The organism is Streptomyces sp. NPDC049954 (assembly GCF_040656295.1).
In the GTDB taxonomy this organism is placed as follows: domain Bacteria; phylum Actinomycetota; class Actinomycetes; order Streptomycetales; family Streptomycetaceae; genus Streptomyces.
This window is the reverse complement of the sequence record NZ_JBFALS010000004.1, coordinates 186,572-202,664: the sequence shown is the minus strand read 5'-3', so window position 1 is coordinate 202,664 and position 16,093 is coordinate 186,572. Positions and strand designations below refer to the sequence as shown.

At 73.7% G+C, this 16,093-nt stretch carries 13 protein-coding genes; 8 read left to right on the top strand and 5 right to left on the bottom strand.

The window, feature by feature from the left end; translation table 11 throughout:
- The first annotated feature begins 60 nt into the window (after positions 1-60).
- Together AB0J21_RS10165 and AB0J21_RS10160 are read left to right on the top strand one after the other, a co-directional pair.
- Positions 61-861, top strand: coding sequence for an RNA polymerase sigma factor SigF (locus tag AB0J21_RS10165; protein WP_363145401.1), 801 nt, complete (start codon positions 61-63; stop codon positions 859-861).
- Positions 862-1,105: 244 nt separating this feature from the next.
- A complete protein-coding gene (locus AB0J21_RS10160) occupies positions 1,106-2,125 on the top strand; it encodes an RNA polymerase sigma factor SigF (RefSeq protein ID WP_363145400.1) in 1,020 nt (339 codons plus the stop codon).
- 303 nt (positions 2,126-2,428) lie between these two features.
- On the opposite strand, the gene AB0J21_RS10155 is transcribed toward AB0J21_RS10160, so the two are convergent.
- Positions 2,429-2,638 carry a hypothetical protein gene (locus AB0J21_RS10155; protein WP_363145399.1) on the bottom strand — a complete coding sequence of 70 codons (210 nt, stop codon included), beginning with the start codon at positions 2,636-2,638 and terminating at the stop codon, positions 2,429-2,431.
- Between the two features lie 718 nt (positions 2,639-3,356).
- Between AB0J21_RS10155 and AB0J21_RS10150 the strand changes: the two genes are divergently transcribed.
- The 3 genes from AB0J21_RS10150 to AB0J21_RS10140 all read left to right on the top strand — a co-directional run bounded on the left by AB0J21_RS10150 (position 3,357) and on the right by AB0J21_RS10140 (position 7,455).
- Positions 3,357-3,842, top strand: a complete 486-nt coding sequence (locus AB0J21_RS10150; RefSeq protein ID WP_363145398.1) for a MarR family transcriptional regulator — start codon at positions 3,357-3,359, stop codon at positions 3,840-3,842.
- Between the two features lie 13 nt (positions 3,843-3,855).
- A complete protein-coding gene (locus AB0J21_RS10145; protein ID WP_363145397.1) occupies positions 3,856-6,423 on the top strand; it encodes an MFS transporter in 2,568 nt (855 codons plus the stop codon).
- Between the two features lie 213 nt (positions 6,424-6,636).
- Positions 6,637-7,455 carry a YceI family protein gene (locus tag AB0J21_RS10140; protein WP_363145396.1) on the top strand — a complete coding sequence of 273 codons (819 nt, stop codon included), beginning with the start codon at positions 6,637-6,639 and terminating at the stop codon, positions 7,453-7,455.
- Between the two features lie 119 nt (positions 7,456-7,574).
- Here AB0J21_RS10140 and AB0J21_RS10135 read toward each other — a convergent pair whose 3' ends face one another.
- The gene (locus tag AB0J21_RS10135) at positions 7,575-8,699 is read right to left on the bottom strand and encodes a DUF5937 family protein (protein WP_363145395.1); all 1,125 of its coding nucleotides are present in this window, start codon (positions 8,697-8,699) and stop codon (positions 7,575-7,577) included.
- On the opposite strand from AB0J21_RS10135, the gene AB0J21_RS10130 reads away from it, so the two are divergent.
- On the top strand, positions 8,698-9,216 hold the full coding sequence (locus tag AB0J21_RS10130) for a tetratricopeptide repeat protein (RefSeq protein ID WP_363145394.1): 519 nt from the start codon (positions 8,698-8,700) through the stop codon (positions 9,214-9,216). The two genes, AB0J21_RS10135 and AB0J21_RS10130, sit on opposite strands and share 2 nt — an antisense overlap.
- A 33-nt stretch (positions 9,217-9,249) precedes the next feature.
- Positions 9,250-9,723, top strand: a complete 474-nt coding sequence (locus AB0J21_RS10125; RefSeq protein ID WP_363145393.1) for a PPOX class F420-dependent oxidoreductase — start codon at positions 9,250-9,252, stop codon at positions 9,721-9,723.
- Positions 9,724-9,855: 132 nt separating this feature from the next.
- On the opposite strand, the gene AB0J21_RS10120 is transcribed toward AB0J21_RS10125, so the two are convergent.
- Positions 9,856-10,677, bottom strand: coding sequence for a TetR/AcrR family transcriptional regulator (locus tag AB0J21_RS10120; protein ID WP_363145736.1), 822 nt, complete (start codon positions 10,675-10,677; stop codon positions 9,856-9,858).
- 408 nt (positions 10,678-11,085) lie between these two features.
- Here AB0J21_RS10120 and AB0J21_RS10115 point away from each other — a divergent pair, with 408 nt between their 5' ends.
- Positions 11,086-12,168 carry a S66 peptidase family protein gene (locus AB0J21_RS10115; protein WP_363145392.1) on the top strand — a complete coding sequence of 361 codons (1,083 nt, stop codon included), beginning with the start codon at positions 11,086-11,088 and terminating at the stop codon, positions 12,166-12,168.
- Positions 12,169-12,244: 76 nt separating this feature from the next.
- On the opposite strand, the gene AB0J21_RS10110 is transcribed toward AB0J21_RS10115, so the two are convergent.
- Complete coding sequence (locus AB0J21_RS10110; protein ID WP_363145391.1) at positions 12,245-14,482, bottom strand: glycosyltransferase family 39 protein; 2,238 nt, start codon at positions 14,480-14,482, stop codon at positions 12,245-12,247.
- The gene (locus tag AB0J21_RS10105; RefSeq protein ID WP_363145390.1) at positions 14,479-15,963 is read right to left on the bottom strand and encodes a bifunctional glycosyltransferase family 2/GtrA family protein; all 1,485 of its coding nucleotides are present in this window, start codon (positions 15,961-15,963) and stop codon (positions 14,479-14,481) included. Before AB0J21_RS10105 ends, AB0J21_RS10110 begins: the two co-directional genes overlap by 4 nt.
- Positions 15,964-16,093: the final 130 nt, after the last annotated feature.

Here is a 16,093-nt window from a genome sequence, read left to right as displayed (position 1 = left end):
GGAAGAGTGAACAGGTCGGACCAGCATCAGACCGAGGCGGAAACCGAGGCGGAAAAAGGGATGGCGATGACCGTGCCGGCCAGTACTGCGCCCCGCAGCCGCGGCGCCGACACCCGAGCGCTGACCCAGGTGCTGTTCGGCCGGCTCAAGGACCTCACCCCCGGCACCCCCGAGCACACCCGGGTGCGCGCCGCGCTCATCGAGGCCAACCTGCCGCTCGTGCGGTACGCCGCCGCCCGCTTCCGCAGCCGCAACGAGCCCATGGAGGACGTGGTCCAGGTCGGCACCATCGGCCTGATCAACGCGATCGACCGCTTCGACCCCGAGCGCGGCGTCCAGTTCCCCACCTTCGCGATGCCCACCGTCGTCGGCGAGATCAAGCGGTACTTCCGCGACAACGTCCGCACCGTCCACGTACCGCGCCGGCTGCACGAGCTGTGGGTGCAGGTCAACAGCGCCGCCGAGGACCTGACGACCGCTCACGGGCGCTCCCCGACCACCGCCGAGATCGCCGACCGCCTGCGGATCAGCGAGGAGGAGGTGCTGTCCTGCATCGAGGCCGGGCGCTCCTACCACGCGACCTCCCTCGAAGCCGCCCAGGAGGGCGACGGGCTGCCCGGACTGCTCGACCGGCTCGGCTACGAGGACCCCGCCCTCGACGGGGTCGAGCACCGCGACCTCGTGCGCCACCTCCTCGTCCAGCTCCCCGAGCGCGAACAGCGCATCCTCCTGCTGCGCTACTACAGCAACCTGACGCAGTCCCAGATCAGCGCCGAACTCGGTGTGTCACAGATGCACGTGTCCCGTTTGCTCGCGCGCAGCTTTGCACGTCTCAGATCCGCAAACAGGATCGAGGCATAACCGGAACGGGTCCTTTCACATCCCGGCCCGACCAGCGCCTCAGCCGCCTGAAATCGCACCAGAAGCCCCTTTTCCAGCGCCTCCTCGGAACTTGTTTGTCGACATACCGCTACAGCGCGTTGCCGACATGTGACATTCTGCTGGAACTGCGTTTGCCGCAGCCTCGCCTCCGGTATTCAGGTGGAGGCTGCGTTCCTCAGACGGGAGCGTCCGCCGCTACCGTCCGCGACCTCAAGGGGGTGGCATGTCCGCAGAACAGGGCAGCTCGAAGGTGCTCACGCTCAGCAAGAGCACCCCCGACGGGCTAGACCGGGTGGCAGTGCTGCCGCCCGCCGAACCGGTCGGGGACACACTCAACTACGCTCCCCCGGCCCCTCGTACGGAGTCGGTGGAGGTGCCCGCGACGTCCGGGCCCGTCCCGCCGGGTCCCGACGCTCCGGCCGCGGTCCTCCCCGCCGCCGACGCGCCCGCGGCCCCCGCCTCCCCCCGGATCTCGGACGCCAGCTTCGACACCCGGACGCTCTCCCGCGCGCTCTTCCTGCGCCTGGGCGACCTCGCCGAGGACAGCCCGGAGCGTGCCTACGTCCGGGACACCCTCATCGAGCTGAACCTCCCCCTGGTGCGCTACGCGGCGGCCCGCTTCCGCAGCCGCAACGAGCCGATGGAGGACATCGTCCAGGTCGGCACGATCGGCCTGATCAAGGCGATCGACCGCTTCGACTGCGAACGCGGCGTGGAGTTCCCGACGTTCGCGATGCCGACCGTCGTCGGTGAGATCAAGCGCTTCTTCCGCGACACCAGCTGGTCGGTGCGGGTCCCGCGCAGACTCCAGGAGTTGCGGCTCGCGCTGACCAAGACCAGTGACGAGCTGGCGCAGAAGCTCGACCGCTCCCCGACCGTGCCCGAACTCGCCGTGGCGCTCGGGGTGTCGGAGGAGGACGTGGTCGACGGCCTGGCCGTCGGCAACGCGTACACGGCCTCCTCGCTCGACTCCCCGGCCCCCGAGGACGACGGCGGCGAGGGCTCCCTCGCGGACCGCCTCGGCTACGAGGACACGGCGCTGGAAGGGGTCGAGTACCGCGAGTCGCTCAAGCCGCTGCTCGCCAAACTCCCGCCCAGGGAGCGGCGGATCATCATGCTGCGCTTCTTCGCCAACATGACGCAGTCCCAGATCGGCGAGGAGGTCGGCATCTCCCAGATGCACGTCTCCCGGCTGCTGACCCGCACCCTCGCCCAGCTCAGGGAAGGGCTCATCGCGGACTGACCCCGCGCGAGGTCACCGAGGGGTGACCCGGGGGACAAGAGAGTGCGAGGAGCAGGGCGGGCCGCAGCAGGACGGCCCGCCCCGCTCCCGTGAGCCCTGGTCCCGGGGACGGACGGGCGGCCGCGCACACGCGGACAGCGCGGGCGCCCTGCGGCGAGCACGGCACTGCGCGTGTTATCGCGCGCTCACGTGCGTACGCGGGCGCGCGGTCGAGAGCGGACAGGGGCCCGGCGAGCGACCCCGTACCGCAGTGGACGGGGGCCCGGTCGTGACCGGCCCCCCGTGTGGGCTGGAGCCCGGAGGTCAGAGCGCCAGGGCGACGACCGCGACGATGATCACCACGGCGACGACGACGCCGACGATCAGGCCGACGCGCGACTTGGAGGACTGCTGCGGCTGCTGGGTCTGGCGGCGCGGGCCCTCCTCGTCCACGAAGGCGCGGAACATCTGCGTGCTGCCGGCCGGGTCGGGAGTGCCCTCGGGGCCCTGGGGCGCGTGCGGGTTGTGTGCCATGGGCCAGGACCCTAGCGAATACTGAGGCCCCGGCCCAACCCCCCGGGGAACAGAAGATCACCTTCCGGCCCTAACCGGGCACCGATCCGCCTCCCGGCGCTCAACAGAGGGCTGAAATCCGGTACCGGCGAAGGATTCCGGCCACCGGGACGCCCCCTGCGACCGGTCCGGACGGGAACCCCGGAGGGCCTTTCCGTACGAGCCCCGGACGGCCTTCCCGCGAGCGAGCCCGGCGATGTCGCCGCGCGAACCCCGGACGACGTCCCCGCGCGAGCCCCGGACGGCTCCCGGACGGCTCCCGGACGGCTCCCGGACGGCTCCCGGACGGCTCCCGGACGGCTCCCGGACGGCTCCCGGACGAGCGAACCCTGGGCAGCCTCCCCCACGCGGGCCCCGGACGGCCTCTCCGCGCAAACCACGGGCAGCCTCCCCGCGAGCGAGCCCCGGACGACACCCACGAGCGAGCCCCGGACGGCTCCCCCGCGAGCGAACCGGGCCGCCCTCAGACGAAGCCGTGCGAGCCCCCGCGCCGCCCCACACCCCCCGCCCCGCTCGTCCCACCCGCCCCACTACTCCTCCCCCGCCCCACCTGTTCACTTTCTTTGCGACCGCTACCCCAACCTTTTGCCAGAGCTTTGATCTGCTTGGTCCGCTTTAGTTTGCCTGGGGCAACCAACTGGTTTTATGGTTGCCCTAAGCAACAAAACAGGAGAATGACATGGCCGAGCAGCCTCACTATGAGGAGCTGGCCCGTCAGCTCAGCGCGTTCGGTGCCGTGAAACGCGGCCTGGGACGGATTCTTCCCCCCGATTGCCCCAGTGGTTCCGCCGCCGTCCTGCACCTGATGAGCAGGTACGGAGAGATGCGGATGAGCAGGCTCGCGGAGCTGCTGGCGGTGGACATGTCGGTGACCAGCAGGCATGTCGCCCATGTCGCGGACCGGGGATGGGTCGAACGAGTCCCGGACCCGACCGACAAGCGTTCCCGCATCCTGCGGCTCACGCCCGAGGGCGGGGCCCTGCTGACCCAGCTCTCCGAGCGCCACGTCACGGCGCTCGCGCATTACCTGGAGGACTGGTCCGACGAGGACGTGGACCAGTTGAACGGGCTGCTCGCGCGGTTGCGCGACAGCTTCGGTGACTGCCGGACCGCCTGGGCCCGGCTCCCGGACTCCGTAGAACAGACCACCGGTACACCCTCGTAAGAGAAGGAAGTCCATGGCAACAACCACACCGTCCGGTGTGCGGGGCAGCCATGCCAAGCACGGCTCAGCGGCACCCGCGCCCACCGGCGGCGACGTGCAGATGAGCCACCGGCAGATCATGGAGGCGCTCTCCGGGCTGCTGCTCGGTATGTTCGTCGCGATCCTGTCCTCGACGATCGTTTCCAACGCACTGCCGAAGATCGTCGGCGACCTCGGCGGTGGACAGAGCGCCTACACCTGGGTCGTCACGGCCTCGCTGCTCGCGATGACCGCCACCACGCCCCTGTGGGGCAAGCTCTCGGACCTCTTCAACAAGAAGCTGCTGGTCCAGGTCGCCCTGGTCATCTACGTCGTCGGCTCGGCGGCGGCCGGTCTCTCGCAGAGCGCCGGCTTCCTGATCATCTGCCGCGTCGTGCAGGGCATAGGCGTGGGCGGTCTCTCCGCCCTCGCGCAGATCGTCATGGCCGCGATGATCGCGCCCCGCGAGCGTGGCCGGTACTCCGGTTACCTCGGTGCGACCTTCGCCGTCGCGACCGTCGGTGGCCCGCTGCTCGGCGGCGTCATCACCGACACCTCGTGGCTCGGCTGGCGCTGGTGCTTCTACGTCGGCGTGCCCTTCGCGATCATCGCGCTGATCGTCCTGCAGAAGACGCTGAAGCTGCCGGTCGTCAAGCGCGACGTCAAGGTCGACTGGGGCGGCGCCTTCTTCATCGCCGCCGCCGTGTCGCTCCTGCTCCTGTGGGTCACCTTCGCCGGTGACAAGTACGACTGGATCTCCTGGCAGACCTGGACCATGATCGGCGGCGCGATCGTCCTCGGACTGATCTTCGTCCTGATCGAGTCGAAGGCCAAGGAACCGATCATCCCGCTGCGGTTGTTCCGCAACCGCACCATCACGCTGGCCTCGGCCGCATCGCTGTTCGTCGGCGTCGCCATGTTCGCGGGCACCGTGTTCTTCAGCCAGTACTTCCAGCTGGCGCGCGGCAAGTCGCCGACGATGTCCGGTGTCCTCACCATCCCGATGATCGCCGGTCTGTTCATCTCCTCGACGGTCTCCGGGCAGATCATCACCCGCACCGGCCGCTGGAAGGTCTGGCTGGTCTCGGGCGGCGCGCTGCTCACCGCCGGGCCCGGCCTGCTGAGCACCATCGAGTACGACACCCCGTACTGGCACGTCGCGATCTACATGGCCCTGCTGGGTCTCGGCATCGGCATGATGATGCAGAACCTCGTGCTGTGCACCCAGAACCAGGTGTCCCCGAAGGACCTCGGCTCGGCCAGCTCCACGGTCAGCTTCTTCCGTTCCCTCGGTGGCGCGGTCGGCGTCTCGGCGCTCGGCGCGATCCTGGGCAACCGGGTCGGCGACCACATCAAGGACGGCATCGCCGGCCTCGGCGCGAAGGGTGCGCAGGCGGCCCAGGGTGCCCTGGGCAGCGGTGGCGCCATCCCGGACGTCAAGTCCCTGCCCGAGCCGATCAAGTCGATCGTCGAGAGCGCCTACGGCAGCGGTGTCGCGGACGTGTTCCTGTTCGCCGCCCCGTGCGCGTTCGTCGCCTTCCTCCTGACCTGGTTCATCAAGGAGATCCCGCTGCGTACCGGTGCCGCCCCCGCGGCCGCCACCGAGACGACGGGCGCCCCCGCGGCCCCCGCCGCCGAGCAGTCGCAGCAGTCCGTGCAGGACACCGCCCCGGTGCCCGCGATGGCCGGAGCGGTCTCCTCGGCCGAACCGTCCACCGGTGCGCAGGCGGCTTCGCCTGCCGCGCAGTCGGCCGCCACGGCGACCGCCTCGCTCGGCACGGTGCCCGGCGCGGAGATCCCCGGCGGGATCGGCGTCAGCGGCTTCGTCCGCGGTGCCGAGAACGCCCCGCTGGCCCAGGCCGCGGTCACGCTGATCTCCCTCGGCGGCCGGCAGCTCGGCCGGGCCGTGGCCCAGCCGGACGGCGCCTACGCGCTGGACGCCCCGGGCACCGGCAGCTACGTGCTGATCGCCTCGGCCGACGGTTTCCAGCCGCAGGCCTCGACGATCGTGGTGGGCGGCGAACCGCTGACGTACGACATCGTGCTGAGCGGGACGAGCGGTCTGAGCGGCGTCGTCCGCTCGGCCGACGACCAGCGGGGCGTGGCCGACGCGATGGTCATCGTGACCGACGTGCGCGGCGACGTCCTGGCCACCGGCAAGACGGCCGAGCAGGGCGAGTTCGCCTTCACCGACCTCGTGCCGGGCACCGTGACCCTCGCGGTCAACGCGCCCGGTCACCGGCCGGCGGCGCTGCCCGTCGAGATCGGGACCACCGGCGTCACCCGCGTCGAGATCCCGCTGCGGTCCGGCGCCCAGGTGCAGGGGGTCGTCCGCGCCGCGGGCGGACCGCTGCGGGACGCCCGGGTCACGCTCGTGGACGCCGCGGGCAACGTGGTCGGCACCGCCACCACCGGGGAGGACGGGGCCTACGGCTTCGCCGACCTGGACGGCGGCGAGTACACGGTCATCGCGACCGGCTACCCGCCGGTGGCCACCGGCCTCACGGTCCACGGGGCCGGAGCCGAGGGCCACGACATCGAACTCGCCCACCCCGGCGAGTAGCAGGTCCCAGGGACCGGGGGCGCGTCCCGAGCGGAGACGCGCCCCCGGTCCCTCGCGGAGAGAGGCCCCGGAACCGGTGGTGGACGGCAGGGGACGGCCGGACCGCCACCGGCCCGGGGCCCACACTTTTTCCTGCGCCCACCGGCGCAGTCACGCACTTCGTGCGACCGCCCCACAGGGAGCGCGACGCATGTACGCAAGGAGAAAAACGGGATGGGACTCAGCGCTCGTATCCGGACCCGCGACGGGTGGGCCGTCGCCCACGCGGTCGTCACCATGACCGACATGACCGGCACGCAGGTGCTGCGCGCCGAGACCGACGAGGAGGGCCAGGTGCACGACGCCTCCGTCCTCAAGTCCGGCCCCTACACCGTGATCGTGACGGCCGTCGGCTACGCCCCGGTCGCCTCCACGGCGCTCGTCACGGCCTCGGGCCGCGCCGACGTCGGCACCGTCGTCCTGGCCCGGCAGGGCGGCGCGGAACTGCCCCCGCCCGGCCCGTGGTCCATCGACCCGGCGCACTCCTCGGTCGGCGCGGTCGCGCAGCACCTGGGCATCTCCAGCGTGCACGGCCGGTTCACGCAGTTCTCCGGGCGCATCGACATCGACCAGGACGTCGAGCGCTCCACCGTCGAGGCCGTCATCGACGCCGCGTCCATCGACACCGGCAACGCGATGCGCGACGGTCACCTGAAGTCCGCCGACTTCCTCGACGTCGAGCAGTTCCCGAGCCTCACCTACCGTTCGACCGGCGTGGCCCCGGCGGGCCCGGACCGGTGGACGGTCCAGGGCGAGCTGACGATGCGCGGCGTGGCCCGCCCCGTCGCCCTCGACCTCAGCTACCTCGGCACCGGCGCCGACCCGTGGGGCGGCACCCGCGCCGCCTTCCGCGCGACGACCGAGCTGCGCCGCGAGGACTTCCAGATGAACTACAACCAGGTCGTGCAGGCCGGTATCGCCGCGATCGGCACGACGCTGCGCGTCGAACTCGACATCCAGGCCGTGCAGGGCGCGGAACTCCCGCAGATGTGACGACGCCGTCCGGGCGCCCCCGCCCGGACCAGGCCGCGTGAGGGCGCGGGCACCGGAGCTTCCTTCCGGCGCCCGCGCCCTCCGTCGTCCCCACGACCGGGGCGGGGCCGCGACCGGACTCAGCGCCCCGTCCCCCGTACGACCGCGTCGCCCAGCCCGGTGCGGCGGTAGCGCACCTCGTGCCGCTGCCGCTCGCCTACGACGAGCCCGGCCGCGCGCAGCACGCCCAGGTGCTCCGAGACGGTGCCCAGGGCCAGGGCGTGGCGCGCGCAGAGCCCGCTCGTGGAGGCCGGTTCGCCGAGCGCGGTGAGCAGCAGCGCGCGGGTGCGGCCCAGCAGCCGGGCGAGCGCCGCGTCCGGGGCGGGGCGGGCGCGCCGCTCCCACAGCGTGCCGTGACCGGGCGCCGGGTAGATCAGCGTGGGCTGCCACGGGGCGTCGAGGACGACGACGGCCTCGTCCGTCTTGAACGCGCTCGGCACCAGCAGCAGCCCCTCCCCCGCCAGGTCCCGGTGCTCGTCCCCGCCGTACCCGCCCTCCCGTACGACGAGGTCGCCGCAGCCGCGCACCCCCGGGTGCAGACCGGCGAAGAGCGCTTCGAGGCCGCCCTCGGCGAGGCGCCGCGCGCGCAGCGCGAGGTCCGCTTCGAGCAGCGCCTCGACCCGCGTCCAGTACGGGGCGAGCAGCGCGTCCCACGCGGCGCGCACCAGCTCGGCCAGGGCCGCGCGTACGGCCTCGGGCGGCGGTGCGAGCAGGGCGCGGCCCGCAGCGCTCCCGGCGGCCCCGGGCGTCTCGGCCAGGGACCGCGCGATCTCCGCGCGCACCTGGACGCCGGGGGTCGCCGCCAGCCGCGCGAGCCCCTGCGCGAAGGTCTCCCGGGGCCCGGCGGGCGGCGGGGACAGGAAGTCGGGCGAGTAACCGCGCCGGGGCTGGAGCAGCGTGAGCGGGCGCAGGTCGAGGTCGCGCAGCCGGGGCCGTACGTCCTTGAGCCAGGGCGCGTGCGCTCCGGGGGGCTGCGGGCCCGTCGCGACGCGGACGGCGGCCAGCGTCTCGAACAGCGGGGAGCGCGCGAAGCGGACGCGGTGCGGGTCGGCGGGCCCCAGGCGCAGCGTCACGGTCACGGCCACCCCCGGCGCAGGTGTTTCGGCGGTCGCCGAAACAGTGGCGGCCACCGTAGCGCCCTCGCCACGATGAGCGGACCGCGCGGCGCCCGCCGCCCCCGTCTCCCCGAAGGGCCCCGTCCCCATGACGCCGACACCCGCCACCGCCACCGCCGCCGGCTGGGAGGAGAGGGACGCCGCGCTGTGGGCCCTGCTCGACTCCCTGGAGCCGGAGGAGTTCCTGTCCCGCATGGACGTCCTGACGGCGGAACTCGGCCCGGACCATCCCGTCGCCCTCTTCGAACGGGCCGCCGCCCGCGACTCCCTGGGCCACTCCGACCTCGCCGTCCCCCTCTACCGGGAGGCGCTGCGCGGGACCCTGCCGGGCGAACGCCGACGGCGCGCGGTGATCCAGCTGTCCAGCTCGCTGCGCAACCTGGGGCAGGCGCGGGAGGGCGTCGAACTGCTCACCGCCGAACGGGAGCGCGGCCAGGACCACTTGAGCGACGCGCTCGCCGCGACCCTCGCGCTGTGCCTCGCCGACTCCGGCCGCGAGCGTGAGGCGGTGTCCGTGGCCGTCGCGGCGCTCGCCCCCCATCTGCCGCGCTACCAGCGTTCGATGGCCGCCTACGCGCGGCTGCTCGTGTCCCCCGAGGAGGACTGAGGCGGGCCCGCCGCGCGGGCGTAGGCTCGCACCATGGCACCCACTACAGCGACCAACACCAAGGTGGACCTGGCCGGACTGCTGGACTTCGTCCGGCCCCGGCACCGCGCGATCCTCCTGACCACCCGCTCCGACGGCACCCCGCAGGGCTCCCCGCTCACCTGCGGGGTGGACGACTCGGGGCGCGTCGTCGTCTCGACCTACCCGGAGCGCGCCAAGACCCGCAACGCGCGCCGCGACCCCCGGGTCAGCCTCGTCGTCCTGAGCGACGACTGGAACGGACCGTGGGTCCAGATCGACGGCACCGCCGAGGTCATCGACGCCCCGGACTCCGTGGAGCCCCTCGTCGAGTACTTCCGCAACATCTCCGGGGAGCACCCCGACTGGGACGAGTACCGGGCGGCGATGGTCAAACAGGGCAAGTCGATCATCCGCGTCACCCCGACCCGCTGGGGCCCGCTCGCGACCGGCGGCTTCCCGGCCCGGCTCACGCGGGGCGAGGACTGAGGTTCACGCGGGGCGAGGAGGGCTGACGTCCACGCGGGGCGAGGAGGACTGAGGTCCACGCGTGCGCCGTCCGTCGGTCCGCCTCGCGCTCCGTGACGGGGAGGCCGACGCGGCGGACGGCGTTCCGTCCTCTCAGCCCCGTGCGGCGGCCGGGTCCCCGTCGGCCGTCCGCTCCCCGGCAGGCCCCCGCGCGGACGCCTTCCCGGCCTGCGCCTCGATGCCGGCCACCAGCAGGTCGAGCGCGAACGCGAAGTCGCGTTCGCGCAGGTCCTCCACGCCGCCGAAGCCCTGCGTGCCGAAGATCTCCTCCGTACTGCCGAAGGACTCGACGAACTCGGGGCGTTCACTCATCGAGCCGAGCGCGTCCCGGTAGTACTCGTCCTGCGACATCCCGGCCGAGGCGCAACGGCGCACGAAGTGGCCCTCGATCGTGCCGAATCCGTACACGAAGCGGAACACGGCCGACAGGGCGCCCAGTTGCTGCGCCGGGGACATGCCCGTGTCGCGCAGGACGGCCCGCAGCCGGCACGAGAAGGCCTGCGAGTGCGGGCCGATGTTGAGGAAACTGCCCATGAGCGGGGAGGCCCAGGGATGCCGCACGATCATCGAGCGGTACCCCGAGGCCAGCGCGCGCAACCGCACCCGCCAGTCGGCTCCGGCGGGCGCGACGGCCTCCGTGGGCGCGACCGCCCCGGTGGACGCGACGGTCTCGGCGGGTGCGACGGGTGCGGCGGGCTCGGGCGGCGCGGCCTCCGCCTCCGTCCCGCCGGTGAGGAGTTCGGCCATCACCGCGTCGAGGGCCAGTTCGAGCAGGTCGTCCTTGGTGTCGACGTACCAGTAGACGGACATCGCGGTCACGTCGAGTTCGGCGGCGAGGCGGCGCATCGAGAACTTCGACAGGCCCTCCTCGTCGAGGAGCCGTACCGTGGCCGCCGTGATGCGCTCCCGGTCCAGGCCGGAGGGCTGGTCGCTGCGCCGCGCCCGCGCCCCGGAACCCGTACCCGAACCGGAACCGGAACCCGTGCCGGAGGCCGCGGCGGGCCCGGAGCCCGGGCCCGGGCCGGCCGGTCCGGGCGACGCTCCCGGGCCGGTGCCGCCGCCCGCGCGCTCCGCGAGCCACACGCTCGCCCTGGCCGCCCGTCCCGCACGGTCCGCCGCCCTCACCACTTGGCACTCACCACGCTGTCCTCTTCCCGGCACCGTCCGGCGGCCGCCCGGCGCTCCGCGCGGCCCACGCCCATCATGATGCGCCCTCACGCCCCGAGCCGGACTCAGCGCGCACCCATCACCTGCGCGTATTCCGGGCTCCCCGGGGGCGGAAACCCCTCGTGCCCCCGCCCGCGCCGCCCGTACGATCCGGCCATGCGCCCCGAACAGAGCCCCGCGCCGGGCACCGGCACACCGGTCCGCCCGCCGAAGCCCGTCCCCGGCGACCGGGTCGCGGTCGTCTCCCCGGCCTCCGGACTGCCCGGCGTCCTCCCGCTCCCCCACGAGCTGGGACTGCGGCGGCTGCGCGAAAACCTCGGCCTGGTCCCGGTCGAGTACCCGACGACCCGCCGCATGGGCTCCGCCCCGCGCGACCGCGCCGCCGACCTGCACGCCGCGTTCGCCGACCCGGAGATCAAAGCGGTCATCAGCAGCATCGGCGGGGACGACCAGATCACCGTACTCCCGCACCTGGACCGCGAGTTGATAGCCGCGCACCCGAAGCCCTTCTTCGGGTACAGCGACTGCACCAACCTCCTCGCCTTCCTCGACCGCACCGGGCCCGGCGGCGTCGTCGGCTACCACGGCGGCACCGTCATGGTCGAGCTGGGCAGGCCCGGCGCGCTGCACCCGCTCACGGAGGCCTCCGTGCGGGCCGCCCTGTTCACCTCGGGCCCCTTCGAACTGACCCCGGCCACGTCCTTCTCCGAGGTCGGCGGCGACTGGGCCGATCCGCGCACCTTCGACGCCGAGCCGGAGGGCGAGCCCGCGCACGGCTGGACCTGGCACGGGCCCGAGCGCGTCGTGACGGGCCGGAGCTGGGGCGGCAACCTGGAGATCCTGTCCTGGCTCCTGATGGCCGACCGCGAGATCGGCGCCCCCGAGGAGTACGAGGGACGGGTGCTGTTCCTGGAGACCTCGGAGGAACTGCCCCGTGCCGAAGAGGTGTTCCGCATCCTGCGCAACATGGGCGAACGCGGCCTCCTGCGCCGCTTCCCCGCGCTCCTCATGGGCCGGGCCCGCGCCTGGTCCCTGGACCGCCGCCTCGAACCGGCCGAGCGCGTCGCCCACCGCGCCGCCCAACGGGACGCCGTCCTGCGGGCCTTCGGGCAGTACGCGCCCGACACCCTGATCGTCTTCGACGTCGACCTCGGGCACACCGATCCGCAGCAGGTCATCCCGTACGGCGGGGAGATCCGGGTCGACGGCGTGCGGCGCCGCATCACGGTGACGTACTGAGCGCAGCTGCTGAGGGGACGGACGAGGGGGCGGCGGTCCGGGGCCGGGCCCGGGCCGCCGCCCCCTCGTTCCCGCTCTACGCCTTCGGGTCGGTCAGGTCGTAGAAGGTGGCGTCGCCCGCCGTGACCTTCGTGAAGGTCTTCTCGACCCACGCGGTCAGCGCGGACGAGGTGCCCCCGCCACCGGGTCCGCCGCCCATGCCCTCGCCGCCCATCCCCTCACCGCTCGCGATGAAGTAGTGCACGCGTCCTTCGGCCACGTACTGCTTGAGCCGCGCGAGCGTCGGGTACGGGTCGCTGCCGTTGAAACCGCCGATCGCCATGACCGGTACGCCGGTGGCGAGTTGGTAGCTCGCGGCGTTCTGCGAACCGATCGCCACGGCGGGCCAGGTGTAGTCCCCGGCGTCCTTCTCGACGAGCTTCCTCGCCTCGGCGCCGACGGTGGTCCCGTTGAGCAGTCCGCCCATGCCGCCGCCCCCGCCGCCGTCGCCCCCGGGGCCACGGCCCGTGCCGCCGGGCGCCGCCTGGCCGTTCTGCGGCTGGCCGTTCGGCGTCTGCCCGTTCTGCGCTTGGCCCTGTCCGCCGGGTGTCCGGCCGTTCGGGGCCTGACCGCCGGGGGCCTGGTTCGCGCCCGGCGGCCGCCGGCCTCCCGGGGGCAGCTGTCCGCCGCCGCCCGGACCGCCGCGTCCGCCGCCGGGGGCGCCACCGGGGCCGCCACCACCTGGCCCGCCGCCCCGGCTCGCGCCGGCCGGGCCCGCCGTCACGATCGAGCCCTGGTGCCCCTCGGACACCGTGCTGATCGTGTACGCCGTCGGCGCGGCCAGGCACGCGGCCACCGCGAGGAGGGCGGCGCCCCCGCTCACGTACCGCCCCGCCCGGCCCGCGCACAGCAGGCCGAGCGCCGCGAGCAGACCGGCCGCCAGGACGGCCACCCGCAGCCACGGCAGGTAGTCGGCGGTGCGGCCGAGCAGGACGTACGCCCACCACGCGGTCACCACGACGACGAGGGCGAGCCCGGCCGAGGCCACCACGTCGCGCCGCCCGCGCCACAGCAGGACCGCGCCCATGCCGGTCAGCGCCGCCAGGTACGGGGCCAGCGCCACCGTGTAGTACTGGTGGAAGATGCCCGCCATGAAGCTGAACACCAGCCCGGTGACCAGCAGCGATCCGCCCCACGCGAGGAAGGCGGCGCGGGTCGCGTCGGTGCGGGCGGCCCGCCGCGTCACCACGAGCCCGGCGAGGAGCAGGAGCAGTGCGGCGGGCAGCAGCCACGCGATCTGGCCGCCCACCTCGGCGTTGAACATGCGGCCGAGGCCGGTCTCGCCCCAGCCGCCACCGCCTCCGCCGCCGGGCCCTCCCGCCCCGCCGCCGCCACCGCCGACGCTGCCGGTCTCGTCGCCGCTGATCCGGCCGAGCCCGTTGTAGCCGAAGGTCAGCTCCAGGAAGGAGTTGTGCTGCGAGCCGCCGACGTACGGCCGCGACCCGGCCGGCCACAGTTCGACGAGCGCGACCCACCAGCCGCCGACCACGACCATCGCCAGCCCCGACAGGGCGAGTTGGCCGAACCGGCGGCGCAGCCGCACCGGCGCGCACACCGCGTACAGGAGCGCGAGCGGCGGCAGCACCAGGAAGGCCTGGAGCGTCTTGGTGAGGAAGCCGAGACCGACCGCGGCCCCCGCCGCGAGCAGCCACTTCGTACTGCTGCGCGCGCCGCCGCCCGCCGCTTCCGCCTCTCCCGCTTCGAGGGCCCGCAGCACGCACGCGACCGTCACCGTCATGAGCAGCGCCAGCAGCGCGTCCGGGTTGTTGAAGCGGAACATGAGCGCGGCAACCGGGGTCAGCGCGAGCACCCCGCCCGCGATCAGCCCGGCGGCGGGGCCGAAGCGGCGTCGTACGGAGCGGTGGAGCACCGCGACCGTCGCGACGCCCATGAGCACCTCGGGCAGCAGGATCGCCCACGAACCGAGGCCGAACACCCGTACCGACAGCGCCATCGGCCACAGCGCGGCGGGCGGCTTGTCGACGGTGATGGCGTTGCCCGCGTCGAGCGAACCGAAGAAGAACGCCTTCCAGCTCTCGCTCCCGGCCTGCACGGCCGCCGAGTAGAAGGAGTTGGCGTACCCGGACGCGCTGAGGTTCACCGCGTACAGCGCGCCGGTCAGCACGAGCAGTGCCCAGAAGGCGGGCCGCTCCCAGCGCGGCCGGTCCGCGACCCGCCCCCGCGTGGCACTCGACGGCGGCGCGACGGAGGCGGCGGGCGGGGCGGCGGCCGGGGGGCCCTGGGCCGGGACGGGTCCGGCGAAGGCGTCGGTCATGAGGCTTCCTTACGAAGGGGCTCGGCGGGAGAGGCGTCCGCGCCGTCCTGAGCTTCACGGCGGGCCGCCCGGACTTCCTGAGCACCCAGAACTTCCTGAGCACCCAGGACTTCCTGGGCGTCCAGGACTTCCTGGGCACCCAGGACTTCCTGTGCGTCCCGGGCCTCCCGGCCATCCCGGGGACGCGGGTCCGCCGGAGCGGCGTCCGCGAAGACCCAGGTGCGCAGCAGGAGGAAACGCACGACGGTCGCCGCGAGGTTGGCCGCGACGAGCACCGCGAGTTCGGTGCCGTGCGAGGGCTCACCGGCCGCCGCGTCCAGCGCGGCGAGCGAACCGCTGGTCAGCACCAGCCCGACCGCGAACACGACCAGCCCCTGCGCCTGTTGACGCACGGCGCGGTTGCGGCCCCGCACCCGGAAGGTCAGCCGCCGGTTGGCCGCCGTGTTGGCGAAGGCCGAGAGCAACAGGGCCAGGGCGTTGGCTACTTGGGGCCCCGAGAAGCCGCGGCACAGCGAGTACAGCGCGAGGTACAGCAGCGTCGAGGCGACGCCGACCACGCAGAACCCGGCGAGCTGGCGCGCGAGCCCGTGCGGGACCCCGCTCAGGGCCCGGTCGCGCGGATCGTCGCCGAAGGGCCGGGCGAGCCGGTCCAGCGGCAGCCTGCCGCTCGCCAGGGCCCTGCCCACCCGCCACACGCCCTTCAGGTCGTCCACGGCGGTACGCACGACGCGGACGGAGGACTGCGGATCGTCCACCCAGTCCACCGGGACCTCGTGGATGCGCAGCCCGGCGCGCTCGGCCAGGACGAGCAGCTCGGTGTCGAAGAACCACCCGGTGTCCTCGACGAGCGGCAGCAGCACCGCCGCGACGTCCGCGCGGATCGCCTTGAACCCGCACTGCGCGTCGCTGAACCGCGCCGCGAGCGAACCGCGCAGGATCAGGTTGTAGGCGCGCGAGACGAACTCCCGCCGGGGACCGCGCACCACGCGCGCCCCGCCCGCCAGCCGCGAGCCGATCGCGAGGTCGGAGTGGCCCGACAGCAGCGGCGCGACGAGCGGCAGCAGGGCGTTCAGGTCGGTGGACAGATCGACGTCCATGTAGGCGAGCACGGGCGCCTCGGAGGCCGCCCACACCTGGCGCAGGGCGCGCCCCCGGCCCTTGCGCTCCAGCCGTACGCAGCGCACCTCGGGCAGCGCGGCGGCCAGCCGCCGCGCGACCTGCGGGGTCGCGTCGGTGCTCGCGTTGTCGGCGACGGTGATCCGGAAGCCGTACGGGAAGGCCCGGCCGAGGTACGCGTGCAGCCGCCGTACGGAGGGCTCCAGGTCACGCTGTTCGTTGAAGACGGGCACGACGACGTCCAGGACGGGCGTCCCGTCCGCCACCGGCGTGAGCGCCCGCCGCGTCGGCAGCACCGAGGCGGACAGACCGGGCGGCACGGCCCCCGGCCCCGCCCCTTGCCCTGGCGTGGGAAGTGTTGTCATGCCAACGACCCTGCGCCGACGCTCTGTTGGGAACGTGTGCCGAGCCTGTCGACGGGCTGTGGATCGGGCCGTTCCCTGTGAGTTCGCGAACGGGGCCGCGCCCCCGCCGCCCGCCGACCGGCCGTGTCAC